17 protein-coding genes, 1 tRNA gene and 1 pseudogene are annotated in these 20,163 nt (G+C 71.0%); 5 read left to right on the forward strand and 14 right to left on the reverse strand.

Going from position 1 to position 20,163, the window contains the following annotated elements:
- Positions 1-16: 16 nt before the first annotated feature.
- Positions 17-1,873 (reverse strand): acyl-CoA dehydrogenase, encoded by a 1,857-nt coding sequence (locus ACVW2K_RS04810; RefSeq protein WP_457201734.1) that lies wholly within the window; start codon positions 1,871-1,873, stop codon positions 17-19.
- Between the two features lie 212 nt (positions 1,874-2,085).
- Here ACVW2K_RS04810 and ACVW2K_RS04815 point away from each other — a divergent pair, with 212 nt between their 5' ends.
- Positions 2,086-2,544: an RrF2 family transcriptional regulator gene (locus ACVW2K_RS04815; protein WP_028638014.1), complete on the forward strand. Its 459-nt coding sequence runs from the start codon at positions 2,086-2,088 to the stop codon at positions 2,542-2,544.
- Positions 2,545-2,592: 48 nt separating this feature from the next.
- Positions 2,593-3,045, forward strand: a complete 453-nt coding sequence (locus ACVW2K_RS04820) for a nuclear transport factor 2 family protein (RefSeq protein ID WP_051549334.1) — start codon at positions 2,593-2,595, stop codon at positions 3,043-3,045.
- Here ACVW2K_RS04820 and ACVW2K_RS04825 read toward each other — a convergent pair.
- The 4 genes and pseudogenes from ACVW2K_RS04825 to ACVW2K_RS04840 form a co-directional block, all read right to left on the reverse strand.
- Positions 3,042-3,744: pseudogene (locus ACVW2K_RS04825) on the reverse strand (DUF2461 domain-containing protein). The gene ACVW2K_RS04820 and the pseudogene ACVW2K_RS04825 overlap by 4 nt on opposite strands.
- Before the next feature lie 72 nt (positions 3,745-3,816).
- The gene (locus ACVW2K_RS04830) at positions 3,817-4,905 is read right to left on the reverse strand and encodes a hypothetical protein (RefSeq protein WP_457201735.1); all 1,089 of its coding nucleotides are present in this window, start codon (positions 4,903-4,905) and stop codon (positions 3,817-3,819) included.
- Entirely contained in the window at positions 4,905-6,215 is a 1,311-nt protein-coding gene (locus ACVW2K_RS04835) for a hypothetical protein (protein WP_457201736.1), read from the reverse strand. Before ACVW2K_RS04835 ends, ACVW2K_RS04830 begins: the two co-directional genes overlap by 1 nt.
- A 347-nt stretch (positions 6,216-6,562) precedes the next feature.
- Positions 6,563-6,638: transfer RNA gene (locus tag ACVW2K_RS04840), tRNA-Gly, on the reverse strand.
- Between the two features lie 125 nt (positions 6,639-6,763).
- On the opposite strand from ACVW2K_RS04840, the gene dcd reads away from it, so the two are divergent.
- Entirely contained in the window at positions 6,764-7,339 is a 576-nt protein-coding gene (dcd, locus tag ACVW2K_RS04845; protein ID WP_028638019.1) for a dCTP deaminase, read from the forward strand.
- 28 nt (positions 7,340-7,367) lie between these two features.
- On the opposite strand, the gene ACVW2K_RS04850 is transcribed toward dcd, so the two are convergent.
- From ACVW2K_RS04850 to ACVW2K_RS04860, 3 genes are all read right to left on the reverse strand, one after another.
- Positions 7,368-7,523: a hypothetical protein gene (locus ACVW2K_RS04850; protein WP_155992126.1), complete on the reverse strand. Its 156-nt coding sequence runs from the start codon at positions 7,521-7,523 to the stop codon at positions 7,368-7,370.
- Positions 7,524-7,564: 41 nt separating this feature from the next.
- Complete coding sequence (locus ACVW2K_RS04855; protein ID WP_457201737.1) at positions 7,565-8,389, reverse strand: DUF4097 family beta strand repeat-containing protein; 825 nt, start codon at positions 8,387-8,389, stop codon at positions 7,565-7,567.
- Between the two features lie 81 nt (positions 8,390-8,470).
- On the reverse strand, positions 8,471-9,013 hold the full coding sequence (locus tag ACVW2K_RS04860; protein ID WP_457201738.1) for a toxin-antitoxin system HicB family antitoxin: 543 nt from the start codon (positions 9,011-9,013) through the stop codon (positions 8,471-8,473).
- A 152-nt stretch (positions 9,014-9,165) separates the two neighbouring features.
- Between ACVW2K_RS04860 and ACVW2K_RS04865 the strand changes: the two genes are divergently transcribed.
- On the forward strand, positions 9,166-10,911 hold the full coding sequence (locus ACVW2K_RS04865) for a sodium:solute symporter family protein (RefSeq protein ID WP_028638021.1): 1,746 nt from the start codon (positions 9,166-9,168) through the stop codon (positions 10,909-10,911).
- A 10-nt stretch (positions 10,912-10,921) separates the two neighbouring features.
- Positions 10,922-11,203, forward strand: coding sequence for a hypothetical protein (locus ACVW2K_RS04870; RefSeq protein ID WP_051549336.1), 282 nt, complete (start codon positions 10,922-10,924; stop codon positions 11,201-11,203).
- On the opposite strand, the gene ACVW2K_RS04875 is transcribed toward ACVW2K_RS04870, so the two are convergent.
- The 6 genes from ACVW2K_RS04875 to ACVW2K_RS04900 all read right to left on the reverse strand — a co-directional run bounded on the left by ACVW2K_RS04875 (position 11,188) and on the right by ACVW2K_RS04900 (position 20,149).
- Entirely contained in the window at positions 11,188-12,141 is a 954-nt protein-coding gene (locus ACVW2K_RS04875) for a PASTA domain-containing protein (RefSeq protein WP_457201739.1), read from the reverse strand. The genes ACVW2K_RS04870 and ACVW2K_RS04875 overlap by 16 nt on opposite strands.
- Before the next feature lie 46 nt (positions 12,142-12,187).
- Positions 12,188-15,151, reverse strand: a complete 2,964-nt coding sequence (locus tag ACVW2K_RS04880; protein WP_457201740.1) for a heterodisulfide reductase-related iron-sulfur binding cluster — start codon at positions 15,149-15,151, stop codon at positions 12,188-12,190.
- A 122-nt stretch (positions 15,152-15,273) separates the two neighbouring features.
- A complete protein-coding gene (locus ACVW2K_RS04885) occupies positions 15,274-17,703 on the reverse strand; it encodes a hypothetical protein (protein WP_457201741.1) in 2,430 nt (809 codons plus the stop codon).
- A gap of 91 nt (positions 17,704-17,794) precedes the next feature.
- Complete coding sequence (locus ACVW2K_RS04890) at positions 17,795-18,556, reverse strand: IclR family transcriptional regulator (protein WP_028638024.1); 762 nt, start codon at positions 18,554-18,556, stop codon at positions 17,795-17,797.
- 17 nt (positions 18,557-18,573) lie between these two features.
- Complete coding sequence (locus tag ACVW2K_RS04895) at positions 18,574-18,909, reverse strand: hypothetical protein (protein WP_457201742.1); 336 nt, start codon at positions 18,907-18,909, stop codon at positions 18,574-18,576.
- 43 nt (positions 18,910-18,952) lie between these two features.
- Positions 18,953-20,149 carry an MFS transporter gene (locus ACVW2K_RS04900; protein WP_457201743.1) on the reverse strand — a complete coding sequence of 399 codons (1,197 nt, stop codon included), beginning with the start codon at positions 20,147-20,149 and terminating at the stop codon, positions 18,953-18,955.
- Between the last annotated feature and the right edge of the window lie 14 nt (positions 20,150-20,163).

A 20,163-nucleotide genomic window follows, 5' to 3' on the forward strand; every position in this document is an offset into this window, starting at 1 on the left:
CTCGGCGTCGGGTGGGTCAGAAGGACGACTCGTCGAGGTCCATCAGCGCGAGGTCCACGGACTCGGCGATCGCGCGCTCGGCGGCGATCCTCGGCAGCACGTTCTGTGCGAAGAACTGGGCACCGGCGACCTTGCCCTCGTAGAACGCCTTGTCCTTGCCAGGCTCGCCGCCCAGCTTCTCGAGGGCGACCTCGGCCTGGCGCAGCAGCAGCCAGGCGCAGACGACGTCGCCGAGCACCATCAGCAGGCGGCTGGTGTTGAAGCCCACCTTGTAGATGTTGCGGACCTCGTCCTGCGCGGACATCAGCTCGTTGATCATGTGGCCGACGATCGCCTGGGCGTCCTCGAGGCCCCGGGCCAGCAGCTCGCGCTCGTTCTTCAGGCGGCCGTTGCCGGCCTCGCTGTCGAGGAACTTCTGGATCTCGCCGGCGAGATGGCCGAGCGCGGCACCCTGGTCCTTGACGATCTTGCGGAAGAACAGGTCCTGGCCCTGGATGGCCGTCGTGCCCTCGTAGAGGGTGTCGATCTTCGCGTCGCGGACGTACTGCTCGATCGGGTACTCCGTGAGGAAGCCCGAGCCACCGAAGGTCTGCAGCGACTCGGTGCCGAGCAGCGTCCACGAACGCTCCGAGCCGTAGCCCTTGACGATCGGCAGCAGCAGGTCGTTGACCTTCTCCGCCAGCTCGTCCCGCTCGCCGGCGTGCTCGGCGATCATCACCTGGTCCTGCCAGGAGGCCGTGTAGAGCACCAGCGCGCGCATCGCCTCGGCGTACGACTTCTGCGTCATCAGCGAGCGGCGTACGTCGGGGTGGTGGGTGATCGTGACGCGCGGCGCGGTCTTGTCGCCGGACTTCGCCAGGTCGGCGCCCTGCACCCGCTCCTTGGCGAACTCGAGCGCGTTGAGGTAGCCGGTCGACAGGGTCGCGATCGCCTTGGTGCCGACCATCATCCGGGCGTTCTCGATGACCTGGAACATCTGCGCGATGCCGTTGTGGACCTCGCCGAGGAGGTAGCCGACGGCGGGCTCGCCGCCACCGACACCCGGGTCGCCGAAGGTGAGCTCGCAGGTGTTGGACACCTTGATGCCCATCTTGTGCTCGACGTTGGTGACGTAGGCGCCGTTGCGCTCGCCGAGCTCACCGGTCTCGAGGTCGAAGTGGTACTTCGGCACGATGAACAGGCTCAGTCCCTTGGTGCCGGGGCCGCCCGCGCCCTCGACGCCGACCGGCCGGGCCAGCACCATGTGGATGATCTGGTCGCTGAGGTCGCTCTCGGCGGAGGTGATGAAGCGCTTGACGCCCTCGATGTTCCAGGTGCCGTCGTCGTTCTGGGTGGCCCTGGCGCGGCCCGCGCCCACGTCGGAGCCGGCGTCCGGCTCGGTGAGCACCATGGTCGTGACCCAGCCCCGGTCGACCACGAGCTGGGCGATCTTGCGGTCCCGCTCGTTGCCGTTGCGGTGCAGCACGCCCGCGAACATCGGGCCGGCGCCGTACATCCAGATCGCCGGGTTGGCGCCCAGCACCAGCTCGCCCATCGCCCAGCAGATGCTGGAGGGCGCCGGCGTGCCGCCGAGCTCGGCGAAGGTGTTCAGGCGCCAGAACTCCGCGGCCATCCACGCCTCGTAGCTCTTCTTGAAGGCCTCCGGCACCGGCGCGGTGTGGGTGGCCGGGTCGAAGACCGGCGGGGTGCGGTCCGCCTCGACGAACGATGCGGCGAGCTCCTCGCGGGCCAGCCGGTCGACCTCGGCGAGCACCTCGCGGGCGGTGTCCGTGTCGACCTCGCCGAACGGACCGGTGCCGAGGACCTCGTCGCGGCGCAGTACCTCGAAGAGGTTGAACTCGATGTCGCGGATGTTGCTCTTGTAGTGGCTCACGGCCCCACCTTCGCCAGATCGGTGCAGATTCGTACTCGTCGGTAACAACAAGGGTACGTACTGGTCAGTAACCCCGCAACCGCTCCCGCGCAAACGTCCGGGGGCGGGTGGCGTACGACACCGGTGCGGCGACGGGACGGTCGGCGATTCTCCTGGCACCGGTAGCCCCCAAGATCGAGTGAGCAAGTCGACACATCTGACACACTGGACGCATGCGAGTTTCCGCGAAGTCCGACTACGCCTTGCGTGCGCTGATCGAGATGACGTCGCGGGCGGACGGTCGCGCGGTCAGCGCGGAGGAGCTCGGCCGCCTCCAGGACATCCCGCACGGGTTCCTCCAGGCGATCCTCGCGGACCTGCGCCGCGCGGGCATCGTGATGTCCCAACGCGGCCAGTCGGGTGGCTGGCGGATGGGTCGCGCCTCGACCGACGTCTCGGTCGCCGACGTGATCCGTGCGGTCGACGGCCCGCTGGTCTCCGTCTACGGCCTGCGCCCCGAGGCGGTCACGTACAACGACACCGCCGATGTCCTCCAGCACGTGTGGATCGCGGCCCGCCGCTCGCTGCGTGACGTCTTCGAGAGCGTGTCGATCCAGGACCTCGCGGACCGCAAGCTGCCCGTCGAGGTCACCTCGCGGACCGCCGACGAGGACGCCTGGCAGCCGCACTGAGCCGGCCGGGCCGGACGACGTCGGTAGAACGTGTTCTACCATGGCGCCATGATCACCTCGGACGCCATCACCTGGACCGCGCCGAACGACGAGCACCCGGCCCGGACGGCATCCCAGCGGTCCTACTCCGCCGTGGCGAAGGGCGACCTCGCCGAGTGGCTGACCGTCTACGCCGAGGACGCGGTGCTCGAGGACCCGGTCGGGCCCTCGATGTTCGACCCCGAGGGCAAGGGCCACCGCGGGCACGACGGCATCGCGGCGTTCTGGAACCTGGCGATCGCCCCGATCGCGAAGTTCGAGTTCGAGATCCACGACTCGTTCGCGAACCCGGGCAGCAACACCTGCGCGAACATCGGCCGGATCCGCACGTCGTTCCCCGACGGCAGCCACACGACCACCGAGCTGATCATGGTCTACGTCGTGAACGACGACGGCCGCGTCGCCTCGATGAAGGCCTACTGGGAGCCGGACCGCACGATGGCGACCTTCACCAAGGGCTAGACCCGCACGTGCTCCGCGACCCAGTCGACGAGCGGGCGGAGCCGCTGCCAGTCGGCGCGAACGAGCTCGAGCAGCTCGGGCGTGTGGATCACCGGCTCGAAGCCGAGCGGGTGGCCGGCCGTCAGTGACCGGTGCCGGAGCAGCTCGATGCGTGGGTGGTCGGCGTCGTAGCCGCGCGGGCTGGTCTTGAGCCGGTCGCCGCCGATCTCGAAGCCCTGGTTCTCCAGCGTGGCCAGGACCCGCTCCAGGCCGCGACCGAACCGGTCGTGTGCGACGGCCTGGCGGAAGGCCGCCAGCCGCGGACCGCTCGCCTCGTAGAACCCCGCACCGGTGCGAACCCCGCGCGGCGACACCTCGACGTACCAGCCGGTCGCCTCGCCGACGCGAGACGAACGCGCCCTGATGGGTCTTGTACGGCGTCTTGTCCTTGGCGAACCGGACGTCCCGGTAGGGCCGGAAGATCTTGGCGCTGCCGAACTCCGGCTCGAGGGCTGCGCACAGCGCGCTCATCGGCGCCTTGACGGCCTCGTCGTACACGGCCTTGTGCTTCTCCCAGAACGCCTTCGTGTTGTCGACCTCGAGGTCGTCGTAGAAGTCGAGGGCGGCGACCGGGAAGCCGTCGAAGGATGCACTCACCCGCCCGAGAGTACGAGACGGGATGGCCGCGCCCGCTGCGGCGCTGCCACCCCGCCGTTCCATCGGAACCCCATGCTCCGACACACCGTCCAACGCAACCGATCCGGATGCGTGACGGGCTCCGGGACGTTTTCTTCACGAAAGGACGGCGGTGACCTGCTCGTCGCCCTGCTCGGCCATCGCGGTCACGGTGATCGCCTCGCCACCGCAGCGCGGCGCCGAGAGGAACGCCCGCCCGCCGGGCGACTCGTAGGCGACGGTGAGCCCGTCGGCGGCGGTCCAGCGCATCAGCGCGGCCGGATCGCCCTCCTGCTGGGGGTCGCGCACGAACCACGCGGCGTCCCCGCACCACACGAGCGTGCCGGCCGTGCCGGGGCCGAGATCGGCCTCGCCGTCGGCAGAGCGTGCGTAGAAGTGCGCCTGCTCGATGCGGTGCTCGTTCGGGATCACCGACCACACCGCCCCGTCGTCGGTGAGCAGGCCGTCCCAGGCGGTGCAGTCGGGCACCCCCGGGAACGGCGTGCCGGCCGTGTCCTCCAGCGACAGCAGCGTGCGGCACGACGGCCGGCCGGAGTCGAAGCTCAGCACCGAGGCGCCGGCCGGCGTGATGTGGGCACCGTTGAAGCCCGTCCGCCGGGGAGCGCACCAGCCCACCTGCGACTGGCGGGTCGCCAGGTCCACCTCGGCGACGCAGTACGAGCCCTTGCTCACCGTGGCGTGCAGGAGCCGGCCCTGGCCGAGTGCCCACGTGCCGCCGTTCGTGGTCGGGACGTCGGACGTCCCGTCGATCGTGAACGTCTTGCCGGTCCTCAGGTCGGTCACCTGCGCCCGGCTGGGCTGCTGCTCGGTACGGTCCTGGAGCACGACCACCGCCCAGTCGGCGTCCATCAGCGCGTCGCTGACCCGGAAGCCGGACGTGGGCCCGCCGCTCTCGTCGCGCGGGCCGTCCAGGGACCAGGTGCCGCCGTTGTTCTCCACGGTCAGGGTCCAGGGTCCGTCGGTGGTGACGCTGTCGCGTACCGGGCCGTCGACCGGCTCCCAGTCGAGCTCGTCGTGCGCCGGGCTGGCGGGGGACGACGAGGACGCCGTGGCCTGCGGCGCGCTCGGCGACGACGACGCCGTCGGGGACGGCCCCGGCGCCCGCTCGGCCTCGCGGCCGTCGCTGCTGCAGCCGGCCAGCGCGAGGACGAGAGCCGCGGCGCCGGCGTACCGGGCGGCGAGCATCAGACCCCGACGTTGTGGGCGTAGTGGGTCTCGTTCGCGCGGTAGCTCTTGTACGCGTCTCGCCACTGGACGCGGTCGATGTACGGCTCGGACGGGTCGAACCGCTGCTGGTTCCAAGGCTCGAAGTAGCCGAGCACGTCCGGCTTCTTGCCGAGCTTCGCGTAGCCGCGGCCGACCTGGAAGTGCCCGGAGGCGTCGTCGTCGAGATACGGGTAGAAGCGCTTGAGCAGGATCGGGTGCAGGACCACCGGCGCCTTGTAGTCGTGGATGTGCCGCATCATCAGCAGCATCCACTGGGAGAAGCTGTAGTGGCCGATGTCGAGCACGATGTACGGGCCGGCGTGCGACTGCTTGTCCCAGCCGGTCGACTGGTTGACGACGCGGGCCATGTCGTTGATCGAGGTGCCGCTGGTCGTGGTGTGCAGGCGCTTGGCCCACCAGCCCTGGGGCTGCCGCTTGTGCCGCCAGCCCCACACGATCATCTGCATCGAGGTCGGGCCGCACCAGTACGTGCGGGTCTGCGCGGCGACGTCCTTGGGGTCGAGGATCGCCGACCGCGGCGGGTATGCGCTCATCGGCTTCACCGCCGACTTGGTCGCGCTGGCGCTCGGCTGCGTCGGCGTCCGCGTCGGTGAGCTGGTGGGCGACTTGGTGGGTGACTTGGTCGGGGTCGGCATCGCGGTGTTGGGGGTCGACGTCTTCCGGGCCACGGGTACGGCGGCGCGCGCCTCGGGGTGGTTCGCCAGGAAGTCGGCGGGCAGCGGCACGCCCTCGATCTGGTGCCGCAGCAGCCAGACCTTCGCGACGGAGCGGGCGGCCATGGTCAGCTCGGCGCGGTCGGCGGCGGCGCGGGTGGCCGGGCTCATCCGGGCCTCGCGGAGCAGCGCGGCCTCGGGCGACAGGTCGCCGGTGTTCTCGACGGTACCGGCCGAGCGGGCCGCCATCCGGGCTGCGGTCGAGACCCGGGACCGGACCTGCGCCTCGGTGTCCTCGGTCCAGCCGGCGCCGAGGCAGTACCGCTGGCCGTCGAGGTCCGCGCAGCGCACCAGCGACGCGGCCAGCTGCTCCGGCGACGCCTTCCCGGACACGCGGGCCAGGCTGCGGCCGGCGGCGACCACGCGGTCGATCTCGGCCTGCATGGCGGGCGTGACCGCCGAGAAGCCGGCAGTGTCGGCCGGCCGGAGGGCGCCCACCTTGCCGTCGCCGGACGGGACGAGCGAGCCGTCGTCGTCGCCGCGTGGGATGAACGGCGTGAGGGCGAGGAGCAGGGCCAGGGCGCCGACGACGATGACGATGCTGCGGCGGGACATCGAGGACCTCGAGACTCACAGGGGGAAGGGAGCCGTTCCACTGTCACCTCTCGCCACTTGAATAGTCAAGTGCACCACCAGTCACACGGTGGCGTGGGGGCGCGTCGTGCTGACCTCAGGGTCGGAGGTGCAGCGGATGACGAGACTCGAACTCGCGACATCGACGTCGGGCTGAGTGTCGCGCTCGCGAGCGCCGGGGTGTGGAGCGGATGACGAGACTCGAACTCGCGACATCGACGTCGGGCTGAGTGTCGCGCCCGCGAGCGCCGGGGTGTGGAGCGGATGACGAGACTCGAACTCGCGACATCGACGTCGGGCAGAGTGTCGCGCTCGCGAGCGCCGGGGTGTGGAGCGGATGACGAGACTCGAACTCGCGACATCGACCTTGGGAAGGTCGCGCTCTACCAACTGAGCTACATCCGCATGACCGCTGGGGTCGCGGAGATACTAGTCGATAGGCCAGAGCGTCGGACGCTTCGGGTCGAGCCCGTCGCCGCCCGACCGGCCGGTCCGGACGGCGCCGGGCGGAGCGCCGGTAGGGTGCCAGCGTGCTGCTGTCTGACCGCGACATCCTGGCCGAGATCGATGCCGGCCGGGTCGCCCTCGAGCCCTACGACCCCGAGATGCTCCAGCCGTCGTCGATCGACGTCCGGCTGGACCGGTTCTTCCGGGTGTTCGAGAACCACAAGTACCCGCACATCGACCCCGCGGCGGACCAGTCCGACCTGACCCGGATGGTGGAGCCGGACGGCGACGACCCGTTCATCCTGCACCCGGGCGAGTTCGTGCTCGGGTCGACGTACGAGGTGGTGACGCTGCCCGACGACATCGCCGCCCGGGTCGAGGGCAAGTCGTCGCTGGGCCGGCTCGGCCTCCTGACGCACGCGACGGCCGGCTTCGTGGATCCGGGCTTCAGCGGGCACGTGACGCTGGAGCTCGCGAACGTCGCGACGCTGCCGATCAAGCTCTACCCGGGCATGAAGATCGGGCAGTTCTGCTTCTTCCGGCTCACGTCGCCGAGCCAGCACCCCTACGGCTCGGAGAAGTACGGCTCGCGCTACCAGGGCCAGCGCGGCCCGACCCCGTCGAAGTCGTTCCAGAACTTCCACCGCACGCGGATCTGAGGCCGGCTCGTCGGCCCGGCCGACGTGCTCAGCCCTCGATCCGGTCCGCGAACCGGCGCAGCCGCTGCGCGAGCAGGTGCCGGTGGGCGGTCGCGGGGATCTTGGGGGCGCTGGCGCGGGCGATCCGCTCGGCGAGCTGCTGGCGGTTGGCCTCGGACTCGAGGGCCAGGTTTCCGTACTCCATGACGTTGCTCCTCGGTGCTCGTGCTGGTGGGTTGGTGGTGGTCAGACCTGGGTCAGGACGATGTCGCCGCTGACGACCTTCGCCCGGACCTCGACGTGGTCGGCGCCCTCCTGGGGCTGACCGGCGCCCTGGAGGGTGGAGCGGATCTCGCCCGAGACGGTGGAGATGTCGGTCCACACGGGTACGCCGGCCGGGACGCCGACGCGGACGTCGCCCGACGCGCCCTTGGCCGTCATCCGCCCGCGGCGCGCCGTGCTCACGACGACGTCGCCGGAGCCGGTGGTCACGCTGACGTCGCTGCCGGCCTCGCCGACCTTGATGTCGCCCGAGCCGGTCTTGACGACGACCGGCCCGTGGGTGGTCCAGAGCTGGACGTCGCCGGAGCCGGTGCTGACCATCAGCGTCGCGCCGGCGTCCACGACGAGGACGTCGCCGGAGCCGCTCTTGGCCTTGAGCTCGGCGTGCGCCTCCTCGACCCGGATGTCCCCGGACCCGGTCTCGACGACGAGCGCACCATCGGCGGTGTCGACCTCGACGTCACCGGAGCCGCTCTTGATCTGGGCGACGCCGACCGTGCCGGTGACGGTGATGTCGGCGCTGCCGGTCCGGATCGAGAGCTCGCTGCCGGTCGGCAGCTCGACCGTGACCTCGAGGCGGTTGTCGGTGCCGAAGAACCCGCCCCGCTGCTTGGGCCCGATGACGCTGATGTGGTCGCCGTCCTGGCGGACCTGGACCTCGGCGGCGTCCCGACCGGAGATCGCGACATGGGTCTGGGTCGTGTCGGTCGCCGTGACCCGCACCGCGCCCTTGCCGATCTCGGTGAACAGGCGGACGGGCTGGTGGGTCTCGAAGTGGTACTCGGACATGGCTGTCTCCTGGGATGAGGGTGTGCTCGTCCACGGGTCCGGCCTGCTTGCCGGACCCGCGAGCTCGGGTGGGGGTGGGTGCTAGACCCAGCCGGTCATCCGGCGGTTCGCGCGCTTGCCGCCGAAGGGGTCGTTGCCGCTGAGGAACGGGATGCTGGACAGGTCGATGTCGACGTTGATCGCGCCCTCGCCGCGGGTGGCGGCGCGGACGACGTTGACCAGCCAGGTGTTGAGCGAGTGGCCGGAGCGCGCGGCCATCTCCTCGGCCCGGGTCTTGACCGACTCCGGGATGCGGAGGGTGATCCGGGCGACGTTGCCGTCGGACTCGTCGGACTCGTCGGTCGCGGCCGGTGCCGGAGGGGCCGCCTCGGCCGGTGCGGCCTCGGTCGTGTGCACCACGAAGTCGAGTTCGCGACCGCTGAGGCGGACGTCGACCCCGCCGTTCGCCATCTCGGCGGTGATCTCGGCGGCGGCCTGGCTGACCGCCTCCATGAGCGCGAGCCGGGCGGCCGGGTCGAGGGCGAACGCGAGGCGCTCGGTGGCCTCGCGGGCCTCGGGCCCGGCGGCCTCGGCGGCGGCGACCAGGTCCCGGCGGAGGCTCTCGACGTACGGCGTGATGTCCATGCGCATCACTCTGACATCACGCTGACATCATGTCAAGCACGATGTGACACCAGATGACGTCACGACGACGCCGCGCTGGTGCCGAGGTTTGTCGTCCGCGACATCGGGGCACGTCCACCGATGGTCTTCCCTCGGGTGTGAAAGGCGTCCCCATGCTGAGTCCGACAGTCCTGGCGAGCACCATCATCGATGCGAGCCCGGTCGACTACCTGATCGTCTTCCTCTACTTCGCCGTCGTGCTCGGCATCGGCCTGCTGGCCCGGCGGCAGATCTCCGACTCCCTCGACTTCTTCCTCTCGGGCCGCTCGCTGCCCGCGTGGGTCACCGGCCTGGCGTTCATCTCCGCCAACCTCGGCGCCGTGGAGATCATGGGCATGTCGGCGAACGGTGCCCAGTTCGGCATCCCCACGGTGCACTACTTCTGGATCGGCGCGATCCCCGCGATGCTCTTCCTCGGCGTCGTGATGATGCCGTTCTACTACGGCTCCAAGGTGCGGTCGGTCCCGGAGTTCATGTTCCGGCGGTTCGGCACCGGGGCGCACCTGGTCAACGCGATCTCGTTCGCGGTGGCGCAGCTCCTGATCGCGGGCATCAACCTGTTCCTGCTGGCCAGCATCGTGCACGCGCTGCTGGGCTGGCCGCAGTGGCTGACCCTCATCATCGCTGCCGCGATCGTGCTCTCCTACATCACGCTCGGTGGCCTGAGCGCCGCGATCTACAACGAGGTCCTGCAGTTCTTCGTGATCGTGGCGGCGCTGCTGCCCCTCACCCTGATCGGCCTGCACCGCATCGGTGGCTGGAGCGGCCTCAAGGACGGCATCACCAGCGCCGCCGACGCCCACCCCGACGCCATGGCGCCGGCCGCCGACCAGCTGAACTCGTGGCCCGGTACGGCGCTCACCGGCTTCTCCTCGGACTTCCTCTCGGTCGTCGGGATCGTGTTCGGCCTCGGGTTCGTGCTCTCCTTCGGCTACTGGACGACCAACTTCGTCGAGGTCCAGCGAGCGATGGCGTCGAACTCGCTGTCCTCGGCGCGCAAGGCCCCGATCATCGGTTCCTTCCCCAAGATGTTCGTCCCGTTCATCACGATCCTCCCGGGCATGATCGCCGCGGTCCTCGTCACCGAGGTGGCTCACGTCAAGGCCGGCGAATCGGTCGCGGGGGGCTCGTCGGGCGATGGGGTCACGTTCAACGACTCCCTGCTCTACCTGATGCGCGACGTACTGCCCAACGGGCTGCTCGGTGTCGCGATCGCCGGCCTGCTGGCCGCGTTCATGGCCGGCATGGCCGCGAACGTCTCGGCGTTCAACACGGTCTGGAGCTACGACCTCTGGCAGCGGTACATCGTCAAGGACCGCGAGGACAGCTACTACCTCGTCGTCGGCCGGATCGCGACCGTCGCGGCCGTGGTCATCGCGATCTTCACCGCCGGCCTGGCGTCGAACTACACGAACATCATGAACTACCTGCAGACGCTCTTCGGGTTCTTCAACGCACCGCTGTTCGCCACGTTCATCGTCGGCATGTTCTGGAAGCGGATGACGCCCACGGCCGGCTGGGTCGGGCTCGTGTCCGGCACGCTCGCGGCGGTCATCGTCGGCATCGCGAGCGAGGACGCACTCGGCTCGCTCAGCCAGGGCTGGATCGGCATCAGCGGCCAGGGCGCGTCGTTCGTCGCCGCCGGGGCCGCCTTCGTCGTCGACCTGGTGCTCAGCGTCGTCGTCTCGGGCTTCACCGAGCCGAAACCCGCCGATGAGCTGCGCGGGCTCGTCTACTCCGAGACCCCGCGCGAGGACCTCGTGGACCCGCACGAGAAGACGTACCCGTGGTACCAGCGCACGCTCCCGCTCGCGGGCATCTCGCTGGTGCTGGTCATCATCTTGAACGTGATCTTCTGAGGAGGCTGGGATGGCACGCATTCAGCACACTGCGGGGGTCTTCGACATCCGCAACGTCATCGGCGGCCTGATCGGCCTCTACGGGATCATCCTCACCCTGATGGGGCTGTTCGGTGACGAGGAGGGCGACAAGACCGGCGACGTGAACGCCAACCTCTGGGCCGGCCTGATGATGCTGGTCTTCGGCATCGCCTTCGTGACCTGGGCCCGGTGGCGCCCGGTGGTGGTCCAGGTCGACGAGACCGAGCCTCCCGCCGACCCGGGTCACGACCCGGGTCACGACGCGGGGTAGTAGGCAAGGGCGACGATCGAGTCGCCCTCGCGGTACACGTCGAGCCGCACCGGACAGCCGGTGCGGTCCGGCGACCGCACCAGGACCGAGAACGCGTCCGCCGTACCTGCCACGGACGGGTCCGGTACGCCGCAGCTGCCGAGCCCCTCGTCGGTGCGGGCGATCCGGATCGCGGGGATGGCGTACCGGAGCGGGTGCTCGGTGACCATCGCGACCTGGTCCGAGGCCCTCGCCAGGCCGCTGAGCACGCCGGTGCCCGCCCACGCCTCCGGTCGCTCGGCGTCCCTGCGGTCGAGGACGACCGGGGTCGCGTCCCCGGCGAACACGAAGACCCGGTCGGCGAACGGCGGCGGCCCGCCGCGGCCGTTGGCGAAGTCCAGCAGCTGCCACGCCGTCGCGCGGTCCTGGTAGTCGGTCAGGCAGGTCAGGCTCGCCGGCAGCGACGTGTAGACGGTGATCGGGTCCCCACGGTGGTACGCCGTGCCCGGGGCCGGGTCGCTCGCCACCACCCTGCCGAGCACCTCGCAGTCGCGCGCCCCCTCGACGGTCACGTCGAAACCGCGGCTCTCCAGGAAGTCCTCGGCGTCGGCGCCGTCGTACCCGAACAGCGACGGGACCTGGTCACCGCGCAGTCGGTCGGGGAGCGGCTGCTCGGGCCGGGTCACGGCGACGACCAGGGCGATCGCTGCGACGACTGCCAGGAGGGCGCCGACCCCGAGCCGACGCCGGGTGTCGTCACGCGGTGTGGCGCCGAGGACCGCGTCGTGCAGGGCGTCCAGGACGAGCGGGTCGGGGTCCTCGGCGCGTCTGATCGACCGGCGGTTCCCGTCCAGGACCCGCTGCACCACCGCCGGAGCCTCCTCGTCCGGGACGCCGAGGTCGACCGCCGCGCGCACCAGCGAGTGCCAGCGCGCGTCGAAGTACTCGCCGGGGTCCACCCTCCTAGCGTTCACCGCCCATGGCTGGACCGCCAGGTGTGACCTGTCAGAGGTCGAAGAGCGAGCCCGACTCGTTGATGTCCACGCCGGTCTTCGGCTGCTGCGCCGCGCCGCTCGCGGACGGCTTCGGCTTCTCCTCCGACTCAGGCTCGGGCTCGGGCTCCTGCTCGGCCTGTGGCTCCTCGGCCTTCGGGGCCTCGGCCTTCGGGGCCTCGGCTTCCGGGGCCGCCGCGGGCTCGGGGGCGGCGATGTCGAAGAGCGACCCGCCCTCGGCGATCTCCGCGGTCGCGGGCGCCGCTGCCGTCGGCTCGGCCTTCTTCGGTGCCGCCTTCGGTGCTGCCTTCGGTGCTGCCTCCGGCGCGGGCTCTGCCTTCGCCTCCTGAGCGGCAGGCTCGTCGGTCGCGATGTCGAAGAGCGACCCGACCGTCGACCGCTCCGACTCCGGGGTGTCGCCGGCGATGTCGAACAGCGAGCCCACCGAGGCGGTGTCGCTGGCGACCTGGGTGACCTCGGTCTGGGTCTCGGCGGTCGGCTTCGCCTCCGCGGTGGCGTCGGTGTCCCCGCCCAGGTCGAACAGGGAGCCTCCGGAGGACGCCGGCTTCGCGGCCTGCGCCTCCTCGGCGACCGACTTGTCCTCGGTGGCGGTCTCCGAGTCGGCCGGGGTGTCGAAGAGCGAGGAGCCGCCGGACGCCTTGGCCGCCGGACCGACGTCCGCGGTCTCGGTGACGGTGTCGGCGGTCTGCGTCTCGTCGCCGGCCTCCGGCTCGGCCTTGGTCTCGACCGTCGTACCGGCCGAGCGAGCCGCGGGGGCGCCACCGGCGCCGGGCGCGAGCCTGGTCGCCCGCTCACCCTTGACCGAGGCGAGCAGCATCTGCGCGACGTCGAGGACCTCGACCTCCTCGCGCGCCTCGCCCTTGGCCTGCTGGGCGGTCAGCCCGTCGGACAGCATCACCCGGCAGTAGGGGCAGCCGACGGCGATCTGGTCCGCGCCGGTGCCGACGGCCTCGACGGTGCGGTTGACGTTGATCCGCTCGCCGATGTTCTCCTCCATCCACATCCGGGCGCCACCGGCGCCGCAGCAGAAGGACCGCTCGCTGTTCCGCTCCATCTCGACGAGCTCCGCGCCCGGCAGCACCTGGAGCAGCTCGCGCGGCGGCGAGTAGACGCCGTTGTGGCGGCCGATGTAGCACGGGTCGTGGTAGGTGATCGTGCGCTTCTTGGCGCCCTCGCCGTCGCGGACCGGCGTCAGCTTCCCTTCACGGACGAGCCGGTTCAGCAGCTGGGTGTGGTGCACCACCTCCAGCTCGATGCCGAACTCCCTGTACTCGTTCTTGAGCGTGTTGAAGCAGTGAGCGCAGGTCGAGACGACCTTCTTGACCTTGAACTCCTTGAAGGTCTCGACGTTCTGCGCCGCCAGGCCCTGGAAGACGAACTCGTTGCCGGCCCGCCGCGCGGAGTCACCGGTGCAGGTCTCGCCGTTGCCCAGGACGCCGAAGCTCACGCCGGCGATGTCGAGCAGCTCCGCGACCGCACGCGTGGTCTTCTTCGCCCGGTCCTCGTAGGCGCCGGCGCAGCCCACCCAGAACAGCCACTCGACCTCGTCGAGCGACTCGAGGTCGTCGCCGACGACCTTGACCTCGAAGTCGAGGTCCTTGGCCCAGTCCATGCGCGCCTTCGGCGACATGTTCCACGGGTTGCCGTTGTTCTCCAGGCCGCGGAACAGCTGGTTGAGCTCGCTCGGGAAGTTCGACTCGACCAGCACTTGGTAGCGGCGCATGTCGACGATGTGGTCGACGTGCTCGATGTCGACCGGGCACTGCTGCACGCACGCGCCGCAGGTGACGCAGGACCACAGCACGTCGGGGTCGATGACGCCGGCGCCGCTGTCGGGCATGTAGAACCAGTCGTCACCCGTGTCGCCGACCAGCGGGCGCTCGACCTCCAGCGTGAGCGTGTCGTTGCCCTCGAGGGTGGCCTCGCGCTTGTCCTCGGCCGCCAGCAGGTACGGCGCCTTCCGGAAGGTGGCGTCGCGCAGGGCCATGATCAGCAGCTTCGGCGACAGCGGCTTCTCGGTGTTCCAGGCCGGGCACTGGGACTGGCAGCGACCGCACTCGGTGCAGGTCGCGAAGTCCAGGACGCCCTTCCAGGAGAAGTCCTCCACCGCGCCGACGCCCAGCTTCGCGTCCTCGTCGAGGTCGTCGATGTCGTCGAGGGTGACCGGCTTGCCGGCCGAGACCAGCGGCTTCACCGCACCGAGCGCGACCGGCTCGCGACCGAAGAGCACGTTGATCGGCGCCATGAAGATGTGCAGGTGCTTGGAGTTCAGCACGAAGATCAGGAACACCAGCATCACGCCGATGTGCAGGAGCAGGCCGATGCCGATCAGGGCGGTGCTGTCCGGCAGCACCGTGCCGAGGCCGTAGGAGACGAACGCCGCCTTGCCGTAGCCGTTGCCGGTGCCCATGTCGCGCGCCTGGACGGCGCCGCGGAACAGGAACATCGTCCACACGACGTTGAAGATCATGAACAGCGTGAAGTACGCCGGGCCGAGGTGCGAGCCGAAGAAGCGGGACCTGCGGCCCAGCTGCCGGGGCTGGTTCCGCAGCCGGATCGCCCAGAAGACCACCAGGCCGAGGGTGCACATCACCGCGATGAAGTCCTGCAGGAAGCCGAGCACGGCCCAGTTGCCGAAGACGAACCAGCTCCACTCCGGGTTGCGCGTGAGCAGGACCGCGTAGGCCTCGAGGTAGACCGTCGCCAGGATGAAGAAGGCCCACATCACGAAGAAGTGGGCGGTGCCCGGCACGGTCCACTTCAGCATCTTCCGCTGACCGAACACCTCGACGACCTGGCGCTTGACCGCCGCGCCGAGGCGCCCGGTCACGCCCGCGACCCGGTCCGGGGCGGGCTGGCCCGACGTGATCAGCCGGTACAGGAACCAGATCCGCTTCCCTGCGATCGGCAGGGCGATCGCGTTGATCACGAGGCCCAGGATCAGCGTTGCAGTCACTCGTCGACTCCCTGTCGGCTGGTCGTTCGGTCGCGCCGGGGTGCGCGACCGTGAGCCTATTCGCCGGCTCCGGCCACGTCAGCGCCCGGAGGACGTGAGAAGGATCCTACCGGCTGGTAACTTCAGGTCCGGCGCAGCCCGGTCACCCGGCCGGTGCCGGAGAACGTCACCGTGACCGTCACCTTCGGGTCACCGGGCGCCTTCGCGCAGAACGAGTACGTCGAGCCGAGCCGCTCGTACGGCTGCCCGACCGCCTCCATCACCTGCTTGGTCGTCATCCCCCGGTGGATCAACGCGGTCGCCCGGTCGACGCCCTTGCGCAGCTCGGGGTTGCGGCACGAGTCGGGTGCGATGCCCTCCGCGCGCTCCCACATCTGGAGGTACGCCTCGGCACCACGCTCCATGTCGGCCTCGATCCGCGCGCCGTCGCCCTTCTGCTCGGACTCCGCGACCTCGGTGAGGTCCTGGATCCAGTCCGGGTAGAGGCCGTACTGCGCGACGCCGTCGACGTTGATGTCGTAGACCCGCTCGCCGGCGTGCTGCTGCTCGACGGTCACGCCGCCGAGGCCCGTGAACGGATAGGTGACCGGGTTCGGCACGTCGGCGCCACGGGGGTCGCCCTGTGCGCCGAGTCCGTTCATGTCGGCGCCGTACCCGATGCCCCAGTAGTAGCGCGGGTCGGCCCAGCCGACGTGCGCCTTCCACTTCTCCACGAATCCGGTCGAGTCGCCGGCGTACGGCGTGATGAAGCCGCCCTCCTCGTAGATCCGCGGGTAGGCGTCCGGCGTCGACCAGGAGTGGCTGGAGACGACGCCGTGGTAGCCAAGGTCGTCGATCTGGTCGAGGGCCGCGGTCCGCGCCTTCACGCTCATGTGGTCGGGGTCGAAGATGATGTGCTCCCGGGCGAGCTTGCGGATCGTGTACTCGCCGAGGGTGGTCAGGCCGCGGGAGTTGCAGTGGTCCGGGGGCGGGTAGACCGGCGCCGCCGGCAGGTTCAGCGGGCCGAACAGCTCGGCGACCGCCCCGAAGAGCGCGTCCTGCTGGCCGGCTGAGATGTCGGGGGCCGCCAGCTGGTTGTGGTCGTGCGCGCCCGGGATGTCGGGGTCGCAGTGCTGCATGTCCCAGTACGTCCCGGTCTCGAGGAAGTTCGCGGAGTTCACCGCGGCGCCGACCTCGCCCTCGTCGCCGGCGATGCCGGACAGCGCGTTGTCGAACTTGTTGACCAGCTCCATCTGGCGGACGCCGAGCTTCTTCACCTCGTCGACCTGGCGGGAGATGTCGTCGACGTCGCAGGCCGGCACGTCGCCGCCGGGCTCGGCCTTGAACGTGCAGCCGAACGGGACGCTGGTCTCGATGCCCATGATCACGGCCATCTTCCCGGCGTTGATCACCTTCCGGGCCTGCCATGGGTTGTGGACGATCCGGTAGAAGCCCTTGCCCGGGCCGCCGAACTGGGCGTCGATGTAATCCTGCATCTGGTACATGTCCGACGCCTGGAGCCGGATCGAGTCCATGTCGTCGCAGGAGTTGTGCTTGATCGGGTAGAGCTGGCACAGCTGGTTGTTCTCGACCAGCAGGTTCACGAAGATCCGCTGCCCGCCACGCCAGGACCGTTCGAGCCACCGGTAGTAGGTGCCCTCGTGGGTGAGCGAGTTCGGCGCCGGCCAGTCCTTGAACGTCGGCCAGCCGACCGGGTCGTGGTGCGGCTCGCCGGAGAGCACCGACTCGAGCACGCCGCCGTACCCGCCGGTGGCGGTGTGGTCGGGGCAGTCGACCAGTGCGTACGGCGCGCCGTACTGGTCCCAGGGCTTGCCGCAGTGCGCGTCGCCGCCGAGGAACTCGAAGGCCATGCCGTGGGTGTGCGCGTCGACGTACCCCCGGACCTCCTGGTACGACGTGATGCCGGCGTGCGGCCGGCCGCGGACGTCGATCTGCGACTCGGGGTACGCCGTGCAGCCCGTCGTCAGCGTCGGCCGGAAGCTGCGGGCGCCGTCGACCTCGAGGGCGCCGGTCGCGTTCTGGAACGAGTAGCGACCGGTGCCGACCCTGGCGATCCGCCAGACGGTCTCGGCGCTCGGCGCGTCCGGTCGGTCGCCCTCGGCGACCACGAAGCGACGGTCGGCGTCGTAGATGAGGTATCGGCCGAGGTCGGTCGGCTTGAAGTAGAGCGGCTCGCCGCCGGGGGTGAGCGAGTAGCAGCCGTTGGCCAGCGCGTACCGGTCCTCCGGGTGCTGGAGCCGCTTCTCCGTCACCGGGACGCTGGTGAGCTGGGGGTCGGGGAGCTCGCGCTCCCGCTCGACGTACGCCGCGGCAGCAGCCTTCTCGGCGGCGGTGGTCGGGTCCCTGGTCACGTCACCGAGCTCGCCGGCGCGCGAGATCGCGTTCTTGTCGGCCTCGAGGCTGCCGAGCGCGTTCTGCGCGAAGGCGTAGCGCTGGTTCAGCCCGCCCGCGCGCAGGCCGGTGGCGCCGCCGAGCGAGATCGCCACGGCCACGGCGGTCGTGCCGGCCAGCGTGGCCCAGATCAGGCGGCGGGTGGTGGGGCGGACGGTCACCGGCGGAGCTCCTTCGCGTGCGAGTGCCCCTCCAACGAGCGGAGCGGGACCGGGTGATGGTTCCCGGTGCCCGCCCCCGGCGAACCGAGGTCTAGCCCGGCGGCGTCACCGTCCCGCTGATCCGACGGGTCAGCAGGCCGGCGGTGTGTGTGACGGCCTCCGGGAGGCCGTCGGCGTCCGAGTCGTCGGGGTAGGTCACCGCCACGGCGGCGACCGGGTGCCGGTTGTGGTCGAGCACGGCGACCGCGACGCTCGCGAGCCCGGGCGTGACCTCGCCGTCCTCGACGGCGTACCCGCGCTGCCGGGTGTCGGACAGCAGCGCCCGCAGCGCGCTGGGGGCAGCCGGCCCGCGGCCGTGCCGCTCCACGAACTCCGTGGCCGACGGGTACAGCGCCCGCACCTGGCTGGCGGGCAGCCTCGCGAGGATCGCGCGCCCGCTCGCGGTCAGGTGGGCCGGCAGCCGCACCCCGACGTCGGTCACCAGTGGCGGGCGACGCGGTGCGCGCTCCTCGACGACGTACAGGACCTCGCGGCCGTGCAGGATCGCGAGGTGCGCCGACTGCGCGACCCGGTCGACGAGGTCGGCGAGTGGACGGCGGGCGATGCGCTGGAGCGGCTCCTGGCGCGCGTACCCGCTGCCGAGTTCGAACGCCGCCGGGCCGAGGCCGAAGCGGTGCTCGTCGGCGAGGTGCACGACGAAGCCCTCCTCCTCCATCACGTGGAGGAGGTGGTACGTCGTGCTGCGCGGCAGCTCGCACGCGCGCATGATCCGGTCGAGCGGGACCGGGTCGGGCTGGCCGGCCAGGAACCGCAGCACCCGCAGCGCCCTGGTCGCAGCGGGCACCTGGCTCATGGCGCGAGACTAGGGCCCTAGCTCGAGCGGTGCCGTCCCTCGGGGTCGATCTGTTCGGCCTCACGCAGGACGTCCTCCTGGCGGGCCTCCTCCTGGTGCAGGCCGTGGGTGGCCTCGGTCGCCCGCTGCTCGGCGCGCTCCGCCTCGGCGCGGGCGATCTCCGCGCGGGCCTCGGCCTCCGCGGCCTCCTGGCGCGCGACGTCGACCGAGGGCTCGTGGGCGGCGGCCTTGGTGCGCAGCTCTGCGGCCCGCTGGCGGTTCTGCTCCTGGCGGCGCCGGTTCACCGTCACGACGACGGCGGCGATGATCGCCAGGATCACGACGATCACGATGATCCACACGATGACCTTCATCTGTTCTCCCTCTGTCTGGTCCCCGACGACGCCGTACCCCCTGTCAGCTCAGTTCACGCTCCTCGCGGACCGGCACCAGCGGCAGGGCGGCCAGGGGGAAGGCCGCCGCGAGCGCGAACGTCGCGGCGTACCCGGCGTGGGTGACGGCCAGCCCGGCCAGCGGTGGGACGGCGGAGGCGGCCAGGAACTGGGCGGTGTTCTGGATGCCGAGGGCGCGCCCGGACCAGAACGGGCCGGCCCGCTCCGCAACCGCGGTGAACGCGAGCCCGTTGTCGGCGACGGTCACCAGCGTCGCCACCACGACGAGCAGGACGGCGACCGCCAGGTCGAGCGCGGCGGTGAGGCCGAGCAGCGCCATCGTCGCGGCCGCGGCGACCGACACCCAGCGCAGCGGCCGCATCCGGCCGCCGACCACGTCGGAGAGGTGGCCCACCCCGATCCGGCCGAGCGCGCCGACGACCTGGGCGACCGCGACCACGGTGCCCGCCGCGGCGGGCGACCAGTCCCGGTCCTGCACGAGCCAGACGAGGGCGAAGGTCCAGACGAGGAACTGCGGCACGACGAGCAGCACGGAGACACCGTGGATGCGGGCGAGGTAGGCGTCGCGGCGGTACGGGTTCTCCGCCGCGGCCACCGCCGACCGCTCCGGTCGCGGGGGGTCGACGACGACGACCGCGACCACGAGGGCCGCGAGGGCGCATGCGATGGTCGGCACCCAGATGGCGGCGTGCACGCCGGCGCCGTCGGCGACGACGGCGATCGAGATGGCGGCGACGCCGACGCCGACGGGCTGCGCCATCTGCCGGACGCCCATCGCGAGCCCGCGCCGCTCGGGCGGGAACCAGCCCACGACCACCCGCCCGCCGGCGGCATTCGTGCTCGCGGCGGCCGCGCCGGCGAGGAACAGCGTGACCACGAGCAGCGCCGTACCGCCGGAGAGGGCCGCCGCGAGCCCCGCGGCCGTGGTCGCGGCGAGCCCGGTGAGGAGGGTGAAGCGCTCGCCGCGCCGGTCCGCGACCGCGCCCCACGCCACCAGCGTGAGCATCACGCCGAGCGTCGGTGACGCGGCCACCAGGCCGGCCTCGGCGAGGGTCAGGCCGCTCGCGTGCAGCGCCGGGATGAGGAACGCCGGGCCGTGCACCATCACCGCGGTCGCGGTCTGGGCGAACGTGCTCGCGGCCAGCATCGCCCAACGACGCGCGGCGCCGACGGCGTGCGCGGGGCCGAGCGTCTGGGTCACCCGACCCAGTCAAC

This window comes from Nocardioides sp. HB32, assembly GCF_054058995.1.

Coding starts and splice junctions, on each gene's coding strand:
- ACVW2K_RS04815 (WP_028638014.1), top strand. CDS start 2,086: ATGCGAGTTTCCGCGAAGTCCGACTACGCCTTGCGTGCGCTGATCGAG.
- ACVW2K_RS04820 (WP_051549334.1), top strand. CDS start 2,593: ATGATCACCTCGGACGCCATCACCTGGACCGCGCCGAACGACGAGCAC.
- ACVW2K_RS04830 (WP_457201735.1), bottom strand. CDS start 4,905: ATGCTCGCCGCCCGGTACGCCGGCGCCGCGGCTCTCGTCCTCGCGCTG.
- ACVW2K_RS04835 (WP_457201736.1), bottom strand. CDS start 6,215: ATGTCCCGCCGCAGCATCGTCATCGTCGTCGGCGCCCTGGCCCTGCTC.
- ACVW2K_RS04850 (WP_155992126.1), bottom strand. CDS start 7,523: ATGGAGTACGGAAACCTGGCCCTCGAGTCCGAGGCCAACCGCCAGCAG.
- ACVW2K_RS04855 (WP_457201737.1), bottom strand. CDS start 8,389: ATGTCCGAGTACCACTTCGAGACCCACCAGCCCGTCCGCCTGTTCACC.
- ACVW2K_RS04860 (WP_457201738.1), bottom strand. CDS start 9,013: ATGGACATCACGCCGTACGTCGAGAGCCTCCGCCGGGACCTGGTCGCC.
- ACVW2K_RS04865 (WP_028638021.1), top strand. CDS start 9,166: ATGCTGAGTCCGACAGTCCTGGCGAGCACCATCATCGATGCGAGCCCG.
- ACVW2K_RS04870 (WP_051549336.1), top strand. CDS start 10,922: ATGGCACGCATTCAGCACACTGCGGGGGTCTTCGACATCCGCAACGTC.
- ACVW2K_RS04890 (WP_028638024.1), bottom strand. CDS start 18,556: ATGAGCCAGGTGCCCGCTGCGACCAGGGCGCTGCGGGTGCTGCGGTTC.
- ACVW2K_RS04895 (WP_457201742.1), bottom strand. CDS start 18,909: ATGAAGGTCATCGTGTGGATCATCGTGATCGTCGTGATCCTGGCGATC.